The organism is Mycolicibacterium vulneris (assembly GCF_002104765.1).
GTDB classification, from domain to species: domain Bacteria; phylum Actinomycetota; class Actinomycetes; order Mycobacteriales; family Mycobacteriaceae; genus Mycobacterium; species Mycobacterium vulneris.
In genome coordinates this window covers 1-16220 of the sequence record NZ_NCXM01000017.1, presented here as the reverse complement: position 1 = coordinate 16220, position 16220 = coordinate 1, and the positions used below count along the sequence as shown (strand labels likewise).

15 protein-coding genes are annotated in these 16220 nt (G+C 68.0%); 9 read left to right on the top strand and 6 right to left on the bottom strand.

From position 1 onward, the window contains the following. Positions 1–281 precede the first annotated feature (281 nt). The 3 genes from B8W69_RS31815 to B8W69_RS31805 all read left to right on the top strand — a co-directional run bounded on the left by B8W69_RS31815 (position 282) and on the right by B8W69_RS31805 (position 1430). The gene (locus B8W69_RS31815) at positions 282–455 is read left to right on the top strand and encodes a hypothetical protein (protein ID WP_281255236.1); all 174 of its coding nucleotides are present in this window, start codon (positions 282–284) and stop codon (positions 453–455) included. Then, positions 394–1068 (top strand): IS256 family transposase, encoded by a 675-nt coding sequence (locus B8W69_RS31810; protein WP_281255235.1) that lies wholly within the window; start codon positions 394–396, stop codon positions 1066–1068. Before B8W69_RS31815 ends, B8W69_RS31810 begins: the two co-directional genes overlap by 62 nt. Positions 1069–1175: 107 nt before the next feature. Further along, positions 1176–1430, top strand: coding sequence for a transposase (locus B8W69_RS31805; protein ID WP_281255234.1), 255 nt, complete (start codon positions 1176–1178; stop codon positions 1428–1430). 343 nt (positions 1431–1773) lie between these two features. Here B8W69_RS31805 and B8W69_RS32265 read toward each other — a convergent pair whose 3' ends face one another. The 6 genes from B8W69_RS32265 to B8W69_RS17015 form a co-directional block, all read right to left on the bottom strand. Next, entirely contained in the window at positions 1774–2343 is a 570-nt protein-coding gene (locus B8W69_RS32265; RefSeq protein ID WP_085290988.1) for a hypothetical protein, read from the bottom strand. A 306-nt stretch (positions 2344–2649) separates the two neighbouring features. Next, positions 2650–2904, bottom strand: coding sequence for a hypothetical protein (locus tag B8W69_RS32260; protein ID WP_110881972.1), 255 nt, complete (start codon positions 2902–2904; stop codon positions 2650–2652). A gap of 114 nt (positions 2905–3018) precedes the next feature. After that, positions 3019–3354, bottom strand: coding sequence for a DUF2563 family protein (locus B8W69_RS17030; RefSeq protein ID WP_181447426.1), 336 nt, complete (start codon positions 3352–3354; stop codon positions 3019–3021). 113 nt (positions 3355–3467) lie between these two features. Then, positions 3468–5435: a putative alpha/beta hydrolase gene (locus B8W69_RS17025; RefSeq protein ID WP_085290987.1), complete on the bottom strand. Its 1968-nt coding sequence runs from the start codon at positions 5433–5435 to the stop codon at positions 3468–3470. Between the two features lie 9 nt (positions 5436–5444). Continuing rightward, positions 5445–5954 (bottom strand): pullulanase, encoded by a 510-nt coding sequence (locus tag B8W69_RS17020; protein ID WP_085290986.1) that lies wholly within the window; start codon positions 5952–5954, stop codon positions 5445–5447. Between the two features lie 24 nt (positions 5955–5978). Further along, the gene (locus B8W69_RS17015) at positions 5979–7421 is read right to left on the bottom strand and encodes a CCA tRNA nucleotidyltransferase (RefSeq protein WP_085290985.1); all 1443 of its coding nucleotides are present in this window, start codon (positions 7419–7421) and stop codon (positions 5979–5981) included. A gap of 313 nt (positions 7422–7734) precedes the next feature. Here B8W69_RS17015 and B8W69_RS17010 point away from each other — a divergent pair, with 313 nt between their 5' ends. The 6 genes from B8W69_RS17010 to B8W69_RS29980 all read left to right on the top strand — a co-directional run. Further along, a complete protein-coding gene (locus tag B8W69_RS17010; RefSeq protein ID WP_085290984.1) occupies positions 7735–8469 on the top strand; it encodes an NUDIX hydrolase in 735 nt (244 codons plus the stop codon). Then, positions 8466–10877, top strand: coding sequence for a hypothetical protein (locus B8W69_RS17005; protein WP_085290983.1), 2412 nt, complete (start codon positions 8466–8468; stop codon positions 10875–10877). Before B8W69_RS17010 ends, B8W69_RS17005 begins: the two co-directional genes overlap by 4 nt. Before the next feature lie 62 nt (positions 10878–10939). Further along, positions 10940–14521 carry a murein biosynthesis integral membrane protein MurJ gene (locus B8W69_RS17000; RefSeq protein ID WP_085291081.1) on the top strand — a complete coding sequence of 1194 codons (3582 nt, stop codon included), beginning with the start codon at positions 10940–10942 and terminating at the stop codon, positions 14519–14521. A gap of 80 nt (positions 14522–14601) precedes the next feature. Then, positions 14602–15189, top strand: coding sequence for an RNA polymerase sigma factor SigM (sigM, locus tag B8W69_RS16995; protein ID WP_085290982.1), 588 nt, complete (start codon positions 14602–14604; stop codon positions 15187–15189). Positions 15190–15261: 72 nt separating this feature from the next. Further along, entirely contained in the window at positions 15262–16032 is a 771-nt protein-coding gene (locus B8W69_RS16990) for an RsmA family anti-sigma factor (protein ID WP_085290981.1), read from the top strand. A gap of 90 nt (positions 16033–16122) precedes the next feature. Continuing rightward, positions 16123–16220, top strand: a 98-nt coding sequence (locus B8W69_RS29980) for an FAD-dependent oxidoreductase (RefSeq protein WP_133058010.1), incomplete at its 3' end; no start/stop codon positions are given.

The following is a 16220-nucleotide window of genomic DNA, read 5'->3' as shown; positions in this document are numbered from 1 at the left end:
CTTGCAAGTTGTCATGGCGCCTTTGCCTTCTCCAACAGTGGAGCAGCCAACCGGACGGCAGGCAATTCACCGCGCGCCGCGATTCTTCCTCATCTGAAAGTCGCTCGATGCGTCAACCGACGACAGACGCCGCAGAGATCAGCCGCCGGTTGCGTCCAGCGGAGTGGTGTACGAGTCGGGTCTGATCAAGATGCCCGGCGTGTCGTAGCCGAATGAATGAAGGTCATCGCGTGATTCTTCGAGGGACCGTCCAAAGTCGCTCGAGTTAAGGAATCAACGCGATGACCACTGCCCACGATATCGACTTGCCGCAGCTGTTGACTGAACGACTCACTGCCACCCACCCCGATGTCTTGCGCGAACTGCTGGCGACGTTTATCCACACGCTGATGGGTGCGGAGGCCGACGCGCAAGGCGGCGCGGCATTTTGGCCAACGCAGCGCCGAACGCACTAACCAACGCAATGGCTATCGCCATCACCAATTCGACACTCGCGCAGGTTCATTGGAACTTGCTATCCCCAAGGTGCGGCACGCCTCGTATTTTCCGGACTGGCTGCTGGAACGCCGCAAACGAGCCGAGCGGGCACTGACTACGGTGGTGGCCACCTGCTATCTGCTCGGGGTGTCGACACGGCGGATGGACAAGCTCGTCGAGACGCTGGGCATCACGTCGTTGTCGAAGTCGCGGGTGTCGGTGATGGCCAAGGAACTCGACACCGCGGTCGAGGCATTCCGGACCCGGCCGCTCGATGCCGGCCCGTATACGTTCATGGCCGCCGATGCCCTGGTCCTCAAGGTCCGCGAGGCCGGCCGGGTGGTCAACGTGCACGCCCTGATCGCGGTCGGAGTCAACGCCGAGGGCTACCGCGAAATCCTGGGCATCGATGTCACCACCGCAGAGGACGGCGCCGGTTGGTTGACGTTTTTGCGGTCGCTGGCCGCCCGAGGGCTGTCGGGGGTTGCGCTGGTCACCAGCGATGCCACGCAGGGCTGCTGGCAGCCATCGGGGCGACTCTGCCCGGGGCGTCCTGGCAGCGGTGCAGAACGCATTAGACGACCAACCTGATGGCCGTGACCCGAAGTCATCCTGGCCGTGGGTACGCACCCTGCTGCATTCGGTCTACGGCCAGCCTGACGCAGATTCCGTTGCCGCCCAACATGATCGGATTGTCGATGCGCTTGCCGACAAGCTACCCAAGGTCGCCTGATCATCTGGAGAACGCCCGCCCGGATCTGCTGGCATTCACCGCGTTCCCCAAACAAATCTCGCGCCAGATCTGGTCCAACAACCCCCAAGAACGGCTCAACAAAGAAATCCGACGCCGCACCGACGTCGTCGGGATCTTCCCCGATCGCGACGCCCTGATCCGCCTCGTCGGCGCCGTGCTCGCCGAACTACACGACGAATGGGCCGAATCACGCCGCTAACTTGGCCTCGACGTCCTCGGTAAATCCCGCCTCACCACCAACACCACCCCAGAACAGGAGGCCACCCCAGCGGCATTGACCGCCTGAATCACCAAAGTCGAAGAATCACACGCCGACGTCATACACCACGTCCCTGGACTTGACCTCCAGCTAACCAACCTAGAATCCACCTGGCAGCCATCCGCTGGGTACGAACGCAATGCTGACGAATCTCAATGCGCCGTATTCTCTGTACGAAAACTATCGTCCTTGTGAGGCACCGCACTCGATCCTGGTGTCGGGCGATCTGGTACTGACCTTTGTTCCAGGTGATCAGCGCGCGTTGCGATGTGCCGCGCGCCGGTCATCCCCCACCGCACAACTGCCTCAGTGGAGCGTCTTTGGCGATGACGTCATTGATTGCCGCTCGCCATGCCGGATCGTCGCCCCCAGCGGTACTAGACACCGCGACCGCGTTGCTATAGGCCTCGGCAAGCGTTAGGGCCGCGGCGCGATCACTCGGCGCGATCGCAGGCGCTGAATTAACAGCTTGTTCGAGCATTACTGCACCGTTCACAGTGGCAATGTTCGCCCGCTCCGGGCTCGCTCCGTTTGTGTCGATCTGCACTGCATGTGCGGCTAGCTTGTATGCATCGCAAAGCTGTTTGCGTGCGGCTGCGGTTTGGTCCGCGGTGTACGAGGGGGTTGTCGATGTGGTTGAGGACGCCGTCGACTGACTGCTCGTAGGCCGGGTCAAGGCGACAACAAGCGCTGCGATGCCGAGCGCGACGGCAATCGCCGCCAAAACCACCGCCGGCCATGCCTTTGGACGCGGCGGTGGCTGCGTGGGAAAAGCTGGTGCCCAATGCATCGAGCTTGACGGCGGGCCGGTGGTCGGCCCCTCCCCCGGAGCTGGAGGCAGATCCCCCACCATGCGTCCTCCTCATAATGCAAGCGCGTCCGAGACCGTCTCTCGAACAATTCGCTCCAATAGTTGAACAGCTAAGCGACCAACGATCAATCACCGCGGTTCGGCCGGACTAGGTCAACTAGTTCCGCAGAGCTTGTTAATAGCGGCGGCGTCCATCATCGGGCGACGGCCGCCAAATTGAGAGGTCGTTCAAGCTAGCGACGGCGGCAAGGTTCTTATACGCGCCAGCTAAAGCGAGCGCAGCAGCTCGATCGCCAGACGAGAGCCCGGGAGAAGTACTCACTGCCTGTTCAAGCATTAGCGCCGCGTTCACAGTAGCGATGCCTCAAACGCGGGATTGTCGCCGTTCGTATCGATCTGCACAGCTTGCGCCGCGAGCTTGTACGCGGCACACAGCTTCTGCTGCGCCGCAGACACTTCGGCGGCGGAGTAGGTAGGCGCGGCCGTGGTAGGCGCCGCACTCGAACCCGGCGAGCGCGACGTCGCCGCAACCAGGGCAACCACGGCAACCACCGTCGCGACCAAAGCCAGAACCATGGCACCCAGTGCGATCGCCTGCCACATCCGAGAGCGTGGCGCCTGCGGCGCGGGATAGCCCGGTGCCCACCGTCCTACCGGCGGACCAACATGCGGCCCCGCACCCGGATGCGAAGGCGGGTCCTCGGAAACCGGCATTTCTTAGACGTTCTGCGTTGAAGGACCGGAAGTCGGTCGCAGCGACTGCATTTCGGTGGCGTTGTTCTTATCCATGTTGGTGAACCCGTTGGCCGCGCTGTGCGCTTTCGTGCCCACCTCGGTAAGCGTCTCGCTGTGCCTCTGAAGGGTTTTCACGTGCTGGCCGTGTGCGGCCGAAACCGCGCTGTGAAAGGCGTTGGCCGCGGCGAAGTCACCGAACATCCCCGACGCCACGGTCCCGCCCGCCAGCTGGTCCGCCCCGTCCTGGGCGTGACCACCCGCGCGGTGTGACTGGTTTCCCCCGGAATGCAAAAGCTCCGTATCGACGAACACCAACACTTCCTCCGAGTCTCAAGCGATAGGGTTCTTCATCGCCGCATAGTCCCTTTGATCAGGCTAAATGCCGATACACAAGTGGTCAATTCACCACTGCCGACCCGGCTGACCCGCGCCTAGAACCCATGATCGTTGGTGACGGTCCGCGCCGGGCGGTCCCATTCCGGATCGACGGCGACAGGCATCTGGATGCCTACGTGCGGCAAGGACACCGTCCCCAAGGGAGTGTGCACCTGGAGCGGAATGGCGATTCGCGCCGCGGCGCGGTCGGGCGCCAGCATGCCCTCGCCGGCCAGACGATCGCCATGCCCGGTGACGACCCCGGTTATGTTGTGCAGCGCCTCGCTGCCCACGTCGTAGTAGTGCGAGTGGTCGGTGAACCACGGCATGACGCTGTGTGAGCCGGCGACTTCGGCATGAAACCGCACCGCGCCGAAACCCGTATGGGCTGGATCCGCGCCGAGCCCGGCCAGCGGACCCAGCGGTTGGTCCAGCGTCGCGTTCAGCCGGTTGGGCAGGCCGGCGCCCGACTCGCCGATCCAGCTGATCGCATCGGTCGATGCGGCACCCACGTACAGCCTGCCGCCGTCAAGATGGAAGGCCGCAGCGCTGCGCGCTAAATCGGTTCCCGGGCAACCGGTTAGCACGGCGTCGTTGGCGCGCATACCGCCGCTGGCGAATGCATCGGCCACGGTTGTGGAACCGTAGGAGTGCCCGAGAACTGTCACATGCCTGGGGGTCGAAGGATCATGCGTGGCGGCAAGGCCGTTGACGTCGGCGGCCAGCAGCGCCCCCGCCTGCCGAGCCCGCCATGGGGTGCCGACCTGTTCCAGGTTCGACGGGTCGGTGACGGCCTGCTGCCATTGTGTCTCGAATTCGGGTGCGTCATAACCCATCCAGGCCAACACCGCGGTGGGATGCTGCGGGTCAGCTCTCGCGGCCTGCTGGTAGAGGTTGATTGCGTCGTCCGTCCCGTCGGACATCCACCCTCCCTGCACGCTGCTGTTGGTGCCCGGAACGATGACCGCCGTGTTGCGGGCTTTGTCCGGGTTGCCGATCGCGACGGCCGCCCTGCCCTTGCCGTTGAACGCCAGCGGGTCGTACGCCCACAGCATGGTTGGCACCCCATCATGCTCTTCGTCGCGCTCGAGGAAGTCGTTGGTTTTCACGGCGTTCTGGTATCGGGTGATGTCGGTTGCGCACAGCCCGTAATCACCGGGGTGGGTAAACACATCGGCATCCCGGTTGTTGAGCGCGCTGTCCCGCAGCGCTGAGGTAGCCATCCCGTGCTGACGGGCAACATCTTCGATCCTGCGCAGGTCATCTTTCATCGCCGCCTGGTTGACGGAGTCCCGCACGTCGGCCGGTATGCCGTTGAGGTTGCCCAGCTGGTACGGGTGTTGACCGATCAGCAGCTGCTTTTGATTGGCGCTCAACGAATCCCACCAGTGTGCTACTTGTCCAGGATCGCTGTCCGGTGGCGGCATCGACAACTCGTCGGCGCCTTGAATCTCCGCGGGGTCAGCCCCATCAGCACGCAGAGCGCCTGACGCAGCCGCGAGCCCGACCGAATACCGATCTCGAATCTGGCGGAGCGCCAGGACGATTGCTCTCACTTCGGCAACGGCGTCCCCGCGCAGACCGTCGGCACCACAACCATCGTCGTCGGCGCGGGCCTCACAAATCTCGTCGTCGATGTCCTCGAGGTCGTACTCCAGCGCCGCCAGGTACCACCCGGAGCTTCGTTGAGCCCCGGCCAAATCGGCGGCGATGTTCTCCAAATCGATGGCGATCGCCGGCAATTGCGCGGCCTGCAGACCCAGCGACCTCGTCACACGCTGCACCTCGTCGGCGTCGTTGATCGGATGCTCGCCGTTGCCGTGATTCCAGGCCGCTTCGAACCGGCGACGGGCCGCGTCGAACGCGATAACCGCCTCGGCAGTGCTGGCCCCGGCGTCACGAAAAGCCTTGGCCAGAGCGGAAATCTGCGCCGGACGACCGGCCTGCAGACTGGTATCGATTGACCACGGATCACCCCCGGCCTCGGCGACGAGGAACGGGATGCTGAGGTAGCGGAGTCGCAACGCCCGCCGCTACAAGGTGCTCGCGCCGTCGGCGAGACCATCGCCGTCGGTGTCGGTCAACCGGACGTTCCATTTGCCGTCGCCGTCGGTGTCGACGTAACCGGTCACGCCGGTTTCGTCAGAGCGCAGCACTCGGTCGGCCAGCCCATTGCCATCGGTGTCGACCACGCGGGCGTCGGCGCTCCCGTGGCCGTCGAAGTCGACCATCGGACCGCCGGTGTGCTCGACACCGTCGAGGCCGAACCAGCGGAGTTGACCAGCCCGGTCCATAGCCACCGCCCACGTCCCGGATCCGTCGTCGGTGAAGTACGCCTCGGGGGTGCCGTCATTGTCGAGGTCCAGCACGGCGTGGTCGACGAGGCCGTCGCCGTCGAGATCCGCGAGTGCGTCGTCGCGCAGGCCGTCGTGGTCGAAATCGAGCCCGATCGATTCGAAGCGACCGTCGCTATCGAGGTCGAGGTCGGGTTGTCCGTGCCAAAAGGCGGCCGCGCCGTTATCGCCAGCCAAGCAGTAGTCCATGCGTATTCGGACGCGTGGCCGGCGCTAGTCGTTCCCCCGAGACTGCCACCACGCCAACAACTCCGCGGTCGCTTCGTCATTGTCCAGCGGGCCGCGCTCCAACCGAAGCTCTTTCAAAAACCGCCATGCCTCGCCGACTTGCGGGCCGGCCGGGATGCCGAGCAGCTCCATGATCTGGTTGCCGTCCAAATCGGGACGCACCCGCGCTAGATCTTCCTGGGCGGCCAGCTCGGCGATCCGCGCCTCGAGCCGGTCATAGCTGGCCTGCAACCGCGCGGCGCGGCGCTTGTTGCGGGTCGTGCAGTCGGCCCGGACCAGCTTGTGCAGCCGTGGCAGCAGCGGCCCGGCGTCGGTGACGTAGCGCCGGACCGCGGAGTCGGTCCACTTGCCGTCGCCGTAGCCGTGAAACCGCAGATGCAGGTACACCAGCTGCGAGATGTCCTCGACCATTTGCTTGGAATATTTCAACGCCCGCAACCGCTTTCGGACCATCTTGGCGCCGACGACCTCGTGGTGGTGAAAGCTCACACCGCCGTTGGCTTCGTGGCGCCGCGTCGCGGGCTTGCCGATGTCGTGCAGCAGCGCGGCCCATCGCAGCACCAGGTCCGGGCCGTCGTCCTCCAGGGCGATCGCCTGGCGCAGCACGGTCAGCGAGTGCTGGTAGACGTCCTTGTGTTGGTGGTGTTCGTCGATCGCCATCTGCATGCCGCCGACCTCGGGTAGCACCACCTCGCCCATGCCGGTCTGCACCAGCAGATCGATGCCCGCCGTCGGGTCGTCGCCGAGCACCAGTTTGTCCAGCTCGGTGGCCACCCGCTCGGCGCTGATCCGCGACAACTGCGGGGCCATCCGGTCGATCGCCTCGCGCACCCGCGGCGCCACATCGAAGCCGAGCTGGGCCGCGAACCGCGCCGCGCGCAGCATCCGCAACGGGTCGTCGCCGAAGGACACCTCCGGCGCGGCGGGGGTGTCGAGGACCCGGGCGCGCAGCGCCGCCAAACCGCCTAGCGGATCAAGGAAGTCGCCTGGCCCCGCCGGCGTGATGCGCACGGCCATCGCGTTGACCGTGAAGTCGCGGCGCACCAGATCGTCTTCGAGGCGATCACCGAAGCGCACCTCGGGATTCCGGGACACTTGGTCGTAGGTGTCGGCACGAAAGGTGGTGATCTCGAGACGATGCTCACCCTTGCCGACGCCGACGGTGCCGAACTCGATCCCGGTGTCCCACAGGTTGTCGGCCCACCGCCGCAGGATTTGTTGCACCTCCTCCGGGCGTGCGTCGGTGGTGAAATCCAGGTCGGGACTCAACCTGCCCAACAACGCATCCCGCACCGAACCGCCGACGAGGTAGAGCTCGTGGCCCGCGGCGTCGAACGCGGCGCCGAGCTCGGCGAGCATGGGCGCATGCCGATTCAGGGCGACCGCGGCGGCGGTCAGCAGGTCTGCATCCTGGGCGGCGTCTGGCACGTTCGATCAGCCTAGTCGGCCGCTGGCGAAAAGCCCCTGTGAGGAGCCTCGCACGTCATCGAAGGTGGTCGGCGCAGATGGGCCAGGTAGGCCGCGAGATGATGATTGGCAGCCTGTCAGGACCCATCTCGCTGCTGATCTTCATCCCCACTTTTATTGTCGCCCACGCGATAGGCCCCATCTGACCGAAGACCGGACCTCTTGGCCCCACGAAGGCACTGGCGGGATGATTAGGCCCTCCGCCGCGTCCTGCCGCGCCCACCCGCGGCGAGCATCTCCGGGAGAACATGCCGTGCCAGCTACTATCGCTTGGGTGTCGGACGGCGAACAAGGCAAACCACGTCGGCGCCGGGGGCGTCGCCGCGGCCGTGGCACCCCGACTTCGTCCGAGAACCAAACCGCCGGTCAAGTGACCGGGGACTCGAAGGCCACCAAGTCGCGCCGATCGCGGGCGTCTCGCCGCGGACCCGAACAGCTGCGCACCGTCCACGAAACATCGGCCGGAGGGCTGGTCATCGACGGGCTCGACGGACCGCGCGAGTCTCAGGTCGCCGCGTTGATCGGACGCATCGACCGACGGGGTCGGATGCTGTGGTCGCTTCCCAAAGGGCACATCGAACTCGGCGAGACCGCTGAGCAGACCGCTATAAGAGAAGTGGCCGAAGAGACCGGCATTCGGGGCAGCGTGCTGGCCGCGCTGGGCCGCATCGACTATTGGTTCGTCACCGACGGCCGCCGTGTGCACAAGACCGTGCACCACTATCTAATGCGTTTCTCCGGCGGAGAGCTGTCCGACGAGGATCTCGAAGTCGCCGAGGTGGCCTGGGTGCCCATGGGCGAACTGCCGTCCCGGCTGGCCTACGCCGACGAGCGACGCCTGGCCCGGGTGGCCGACGAGCTGATCGACAAGCTTCAGAGCGACGGTCCCGCCTCGCTGCCGCCGCTGCCGCCCAGCTCGCCGCGGCGCCGGCCGCAGACCCATTCGCGGACCCGGCATTCTGACAAACCGGCCGCGGGCCGGAAGAACGGCCACGGGCCGGGGCCGTGACAGCTCCGCGTCTGCGTTGGGCCGGCTTGGCGCATGTCGCCGCCGTGCTCGCCATCGTGACCGGATTCGCGGTGCTCACCGGGCCGGTGATGCCGCGGGCCGCCGCGGGCGAGCCCGGGGTGACGCCGTTTGTCCGCGTCCGCATCGATCAAGTCACCCCGGATGTGGTCACCACGACCAGTCCGCCCGTCGTGACCGTCAGCGGCATGGTGACCAACATCGGCGACCGTCCGGTCCGCGACGTCATGGTCCGGCTCGAGCACGCCGGCGCGGTCACCGCTTCCGCGGGGTTGCGCACCACTCTGGACGGCGACACCGACGGCTATCAGGCCGCTGCGGATTTCCTCACGGTGGCGCCCGAACTGCAGCGCGGGCAAGAGGTGGGCTTCACCCTGTCGGCGCCGCTGCGCGCATTGACCAAGCCATCCCTGGGAGTGGAGAAACCCGGCATCTATCCCGTCCTGGTCAACGTGAACGGCACGCCCGACTACGGCGCGCCCGCGCGGCTGGACAACGCGCGCTTCCTGCTGCCCGTGGTCGGTGTGCCACCGGACCGCGCCGACGACGAGGGCTCGGCCGTCGCGCCCGACACCTCTAAGCCCGTGCTGATGACCATGGTGTGGCCGCTGGCCGACCGGCCCAGGCTGGCTCCTGGCGTGCCGGGCGGAACCATCCCGGTGCGGCTGGTTGACGATGACCTGGCCACCTCGTTGGCCAGCGGCGGCCGGCTCGACATCCTGCTGGCCTCGGCCGAAGTCGCCACCAGTCACGACGTCGACCCCGACGGCGCCGTCGGCCGCGCGCTGTGTCTGGCGATCGACCCGGATCTGCTGGTCACCGTCAACGCGATGACCGCCGGCTATGTCGTGTCCAACTCCCCCGACGGCCCGGCGCAGCTACCCGGCACCCCCACCCACCCAGGCGGCGGGCAAGCCACCGCGACCGAATGGCTGAACCGCCTGCGAGCCCTCGCGCACCGGACCTGCGTGACCCCGCTCCCCTACGCGCAGGCCGACCTGGATGCCGTGCAGCGCGTCAACGATCCCGGCCTGAGCGCGATCGCCACCACGAGCGCCAACAGCATCATCGACAAGATCCTCGACATCTCATCGATCCGCGGCGCCACGTTGATGCCCGACGGCCCGCTGACCAGCCGCGCGGTCAAGCTGCTCAGCGCGAACGACAACACCGTCGCGATCGCCGCCACCGACCTGTCGGCCGCCGAGGCGCAGGGCTCCTCGGAGACCGCCGTCGATACCGCGCCCCGGCGGTTGTCCCCACAGGTCGTGGTCGCGCCGTTCGACCCCGCCGTGGGCGCCGCGCTGGCCGGAGCCGGGACCAACCCCGAGGTGCCGACCTATCTGGACTCGTCCCTAACGGTTCGGCTCGGACACGATTCGGCAACCGCGCGCCGCCAGGACGCCCTGGGCTCGATCTTCTGGCACGCGCTGCGCCGCGACGATCCGCGAACCCAGATCCTGATGCCGCCGACGACGTGGAACCTGCAGGCCGACGACGCCCAGGTCATCCTGACCGCGCTGACCACCACCATCCGGTCTGGTCTGGCAGTGCCGCACCCGCTGCCGGCGGTGATCGCGGACGCCAACCAGGCTGTGCAAGCCCACCCCGAACCCCCGCAGGAGGTCGGCAGCTACACGTCCGCGCGCGGCCAGTTCAGCGACGACGTCACCGCCGGCATCACCGGGCAGATCGGCCGGCTGTGGGGCTTGACGTCATCGCTGATGACCGACGATCGCACCGGGCTGACCGGCGTCCAGTACACCGCGCCGCTGCGCGAGGACATGCTGCGCGCGCTGAGCCAGTCCGAACCGCCAGACACCCGCAACGGGTTGGCTCAGCAGCGCCTGGCGGTGGTCGGTAAGACGGTCAACGACCTGTTCGGCGCGGTGACGATCGTCAACCCGGGCGGCTCCTACACGCTGGCCACCGAGCACAGCCCGCTGCCACTGGCGCTGCACAACGGGCTGGCCGTCCCGATCCGGGTGCGGCTGCACGTCGACGCGCCGCCGGGCATGAACGTCACCGACGTCGGCCAGATCGAACTGCCGCCGGGTTATCTGCCGCTGCGCATTCCGATCGAAGTGAACTTCACCCAGCGCGTCGCCGTCGACGTCACCCTGCGGACCGCGGACGGTCTGCGGCTGGGCGAACCGGTGCGGTTGTCGGTGCATTCCAACGCCTACGGCAAGATTCTGTTCGCGATCACGCTGTCGGCCGCGGCGGTGCTGGTCCTGCTCGCCGGCCGCCGGCTGTGGCACCGCTTCCGCGGCCAGCCCGACCGCGCCGACCTGGACCGCCCCGACCCACCCGACGCCCGGCACGCCGTTCAACCCGGCCAGGCGCGCGGCGAGGCCGCCCAGCCGGTCGAACAAGAGCACCGAGTATGACCCCCACCTACCGGCAGGCCCAACCACACCACCGCCTGCCCGAACCGCCGCGCCATTCCCGGATGCAGGGCTCACCGCCGACCGGGCCGCTGCCGCCCGTTGCCGCCGAGATCGACCGTCGGCGCCCCGAGCTGTCCGACGCGGCGCTGGTGTCGCGGTCGTGGGGGATGGCCTTCGCGACCTTGATCAGCCGGCTCACCGGCTTCGCCCGGGTGGTGCTGCTGGCCGCGATCCTGGGCGCCGCGTTGTCCAGCGCGTTTTCGGTGGCCAACCAGCTGCCCAACCTGGTGGCCGCCCTGGTGCTGGAGGCGACGTTCACCGCGATCTTCGTGCCGGTGCTGGCGCGCGCCGAACAGAGCGACCCCGACGGCGGCGCGGCGTTCGTGCGGCGCCTGGTCACGTTGACGACGGCGCTGCTGGTCTTCGCCACTGTGCTGTCGGTGGTGGCCGCCCCGCTGCTGGTGCGACTGATGCTGGGCCGCAATCCGCAGGTCAACGAGCCGCTGACCATCGCGTTCGCCTACCTGCTGCTCCCCCAGGTCCTCGCCTACGGCCTGACCTCGGTGTTCATGGCGATCCTGAACACCCGCAACGTGTTTGGGCCCACGGCGTGGGCGCCGGTCCTCAACAACGTCGTCGCGTTGGTCACGCTCGGGGTCTACGCGCTGGTGCCCGGCGAGCTCTCGGTCGATCCCGTCCGGATGGGCAACGCCAAGCTGCTGGTGCTCGCCGTCGGCACCACGCTGGGCGTGTTCGCCCAAACCGGGCTGCTGCTGGTGGCGCTGCGACGCCAGCGCGTCGACCTACGGCCCCTGTGGGGAATCGACCAGCGGCTCAAGCGCTTCGGCACCATGGCCGCAGCGATGGTGCTCTACGTGCTGATCAGCCAGCTCGGCCTGGTAGTCGGCAACCAGATCGCCAGCACGGCGGCGGCATCCGGCCCCGCGATCTACAACTACACGTGGCTGGTCCTGATGCTGCCGTTCGGCATGATCGGCGTGACGGTGCTGACCGTGGTGATGCCGCGGCTGAGCCGCAACGCCGCCGCCGACGACACCAAGGCCGTGCTCGGCGACCTGTCGCTGGCCACCCGGCTGACGTTGATCACGCTGATCCCGATCGTGGCGTTCATGACAGTCGGCGGACCCGCGATGGGCAGCGCCCTGTTCGCCTACGGCCATTTCGGGAACGTCGACGCCGGATACCTGGGTGCCGCGATCACGCTGTCGGCCTTCACGCTGATCCCCTACGGGCTGGTGCTGCTGCAGCTGCGCGTGTTCTATGCGCGCGAACAGCCGTGGACGCCGATCGTGATCATCCTGGTCATCACGGCCGTCAAGATCCTGGGCTCGGTGCTGGCACCGCACCTCACCGGCGACCCCAAGCTGGTGGCCGGTTTCCTAGGGCTGGCCAACGGCGTCGGATTCCTGGCCGGCGCCATCATCGGCTACGTCCTGCTGCGCCGCGCCCTGCTGCCGGCCGGCGGCCATCTGATCGGCGTCGGCGAAGTCCGCACCATCCTGGTGACGCTGACCGCGTCGATGCTGGCCGGGTTGATCGCCCACGTGATCGACCGGCTGCTCGGGCTGGACGGGCTCACCGAGCACGGCGGCGCCGGTTCCCTGCTTCGCCTGTTGGTGCTGGGGCTGATCATGCTGCCGATCACGGCCGCCGTCATGCTGCGCGCTCAGGTCCCCGAGGCGCGGGCGGCGCTGGACGCGCTCCGGTACCGCATCACGGGCCGCGGACCGCGCCCGCGCAAACCGAGTGCCAAGGATCGATCGTCTCACCGGCGCCCGGTCACGTACCCTGAGCAGAGGAATTCGTCCCCGCCTGGGGCAAACGCGGCGGTCCAGGAGCCGATCCGGCGCAGGCCTCCGGAGCGGGCAAACCGAGCCCGGCTAGTGAAAGGACCGGAGGTGACCGACCGCCCGATGGAGAGCGCAGCCCCCAGCGCTGGGCCTGGCGCAGGCTCAGGTACGCCGCTGCCGCGGCCGGTCGCCGACGACTTCCAGCCCGACATTCCGGCCGACGAGCCCAAGCGGCCCGCTCCGCGCCCGTCCGAAAAGGCCAACGGCGATATCCCGGGCGAAGCCCGGCGCGCACCGACCCCGTTCGAAGCGCCACGCGAACGTCCCGCGGATTCCGCCGGAGACGACGTCCACCTGGTCCCCGGCGCCCGCATCGCCGGCGGCCGCTACCGACTGCTGGTGTTTCACGGCGGCGCCCCGCCGCTGCAGTTCTGGCAGGCGCTGGATACCGCGCTGGACCGGCAGGTGGCGCTGACCTTCGTCGACCCGGACGGCGCCCTGCCCGACGAGGTCCTGCAGGAGATCTTGTCGCGCACCCTGCGGCTCAGCCGCATCGACAAACCCGGTATCGCCCGCGTGCTCGACGTGGTGCATACCGGCGCCGGCGGCCTCGTCGTCTCCGAGTGGATTCGGGGTGGCTCGCTGCAGGAGGTGGCGGACACCGCACCCTCACCGGTGGGCGCGGTGCGGGCCATGCAGTCGCTGGCCGCCGCCGCGGACGCGGCCCACCGTGCCGGCGTCGCCCTGTCGATCGACCACCCCAGCCGGGTCCGGGTCAGCATCGAGGGCGATGTGGTGCTGGCCTACCCGGCGACCATGCCCGACGCCAACCCGCAGGACGACATCCGCGGCATCGGCGCCGCGCTCTACGCCTTGCTGGTCAACCGGTGGCCCATCGTGGAGACCGGGGTGCGCAGCGGGCTCGCGGCGGCGGAGCGCGACTCGTCGGGCAACCCCGTCGAACCCATGTCACTCGACCGCGACATCCCCTTCCAAATCTCCGCGGTCGCCGTCCGCGCGGTCCAGGAGGACGGTGGAATACGCAGCGCCTCAACACTTTTAAACCTTCTTCAGCAGGCCACCGCGGTCGCCGACCGCACCGAGGTCCTAGGCCCGATTGACGATTCGCCCTCGCCGTCGACGGCGCTGATCTCACCCGGTCAGGAGGAAGCGGCCTTCGCGCGTCGCCGGCGCAACGTGGTCATCGGTGTCGGCGCCGGCCTTGCCGTCATAGTGGTCGCCCTGCTGGTGCTGGCGTCGATCGTCAGCAAGATCTTCGGCAACGTCGGCGGGGGCCTGAATAAGGACGAGCTTGGGCTGAACGGCCCCTCGTCGTCGTCGTCCGCGTCGGCCTCGGCGCCCGCCCCACCCGCGGCCGCGGGCAGCGTCGTCAAACCGACCAAGGCGACCGTCTTCTCCCCCGACGGCGACCCGGACAATGCGGGGACGGCCGGGCAGGCGATCGACGGCGATCCCTCGACGGCCTGGGCGACCGAGGTCTACACCGACGCCGTTCCCTTCCCCGGCTTCAAGCAGGGCGAGGGTCTGATCTTGCAGCTGCCCAGCCCCACCGTGATCGGCCAAGTCAGCATCGACACCCCCAGCAACGGAACCAAGGTCGAGATCCGCGCCGCCTCCTCGCCGAGCCCGTCCAGCCTCAACGACACCACCGTGCTGGCGCCGGCCTTCACACTCAAACCCGGCCACAACGTGATCCCGGTCAAGGCCGTCTCGCCGACGTCGAATCTGCTGGTGTGGATCTCCACGCTGGGCTCCACCAACGGCAAGAGCCAAGCGGGCTTTTCGGAGATCACGGTCCAGGCCGCGTCCTGATCCGCCGGGCCGTTCCACACACTCACACAAGCCGTTGCGAGTGAAGTGCCGCGCCATACGCAATTGGTTAATGTCCGGCCGTGGGCTTCGGGAGAAACACCAAGCAGGAGCGCAGTGACGCCGAGCTGCTGGCAGCCCATGTGGCCGGCGACCGGTACGCCTTCAGCGAGCTTTTCCTCCGTCATCAGCGGCACCTGCACCGGCTCGCCCGCCTGACCACCCGCACCCCCGAGGACGCGGAAGACGCGCTACAGGACGCCATGCTGTCCGCGCACCGCGGTGCCGGCGCATTCCGGCATGACGCCGCCGTCGGCAGCTGGCTGCATCGCATCGTCGTCAACGCCTGCCTGGACCGGCTGCGCCGCACTAAGGCGCACCCGACCGTGCCGCTGGAAGACATCTATCCGGTGGCCGATCGCACGGCTCAGGTCGAGACCACGATGGCGGTGCAGCGCGCCTTGATGCGGCTTCCGGTCGAGCAGCGCGCCGCGGTGGTGGCCGTCGACATGCAGGGTTACTCGGTGGCCGACACCGCCCGCCTGCTCGGCGTCGCCGAGGGCACGATCAAGAGCCGCTGCGCTCGGGCCCGGGTACGGCTCGCCGAACTGCTGGGCTATCTCAACGCCGGCGCGCACGCCCTGCCCGACGCCGCCGCCGGCCAGGCCTGACCCGTCCACCGCCAGCGGCCCCCCTCGGGCCGTGCGTGGCCATCGGTGCGCGCATGACGGACACTGGGTCCGATGAATGCAGCGGACAACGACGCGGCGGATGACCGCAGCGCGGGATCAGACCCACCGCTGACCGTCGAACTGCTCGCCGACCTGCAGGCCGGCATTCTCGACGACGAGGCCGCCGCTCGCGTCCGCAGCCAAGTCCGCGCTGACCCGCACGCCGCCGACGTGCTGGATGCCTTGAATCGGGTCCGCCGCGACGTTGCCGCCGTCGGCACCGACCCGGGCGCGCCACCCGACCCTCCCCCCCAAGTGAGCGGCCGAATTTCGGCGGCGTTGCGCTCGGCGGAGCCTGTGCCCGCCGACGCGGGCGGACCGCCCGATCATTCCGCACGCCCACACATCCGTCCGGCCCGCACCATCGCGGCGGCCGCCGGCGTATGCGCGGTGCTCGCCGCGATCGGCTTCGGGACCGTCGCCCTCCTGCACGCACCCGAACCCGCACCGGACACCCCCGGCGATGTCGAGCACATCACGGTGTCGACACCGCCGATGGAGATCCCGCTTTCGCAGAACGAAATCTTCGGCCTGCTCGGACGCACCCCCGACTACGGCGCGCTCAACGACCCCGCGCGGCGCGCCTCCTGCCTCACCGGTCTCGGCTATCCCGCGTCCACGCAAATACTGGGGGCGCGCCCGGTCGAAATCAACGCCCGCCCCGGCATCGTTCTGGTGATACCGGGCGACAGCCCGCACATCCTGGCCGTGTTTGCGGTATCGCCGAACTGCAGCGCCGCCGATACCGGACTACTCGCCAATACCCAGGTCCCCCGCCCCTAATGTGGTCCTATGGGTAGAACACGCCCGGGAACAGCCGTACCTACGCTGGCGTTTACACAGATCCAGAGACGAATCGCTTGAAAGGTTTTCATGACCGCCGACACAGTGCATGACGTGATCGTTATTGGTTCGGGTCCTGCTGGGTATACCGCGGCGTTGTATGCGGCGCGGGCGCAGTTGGCGCCGGT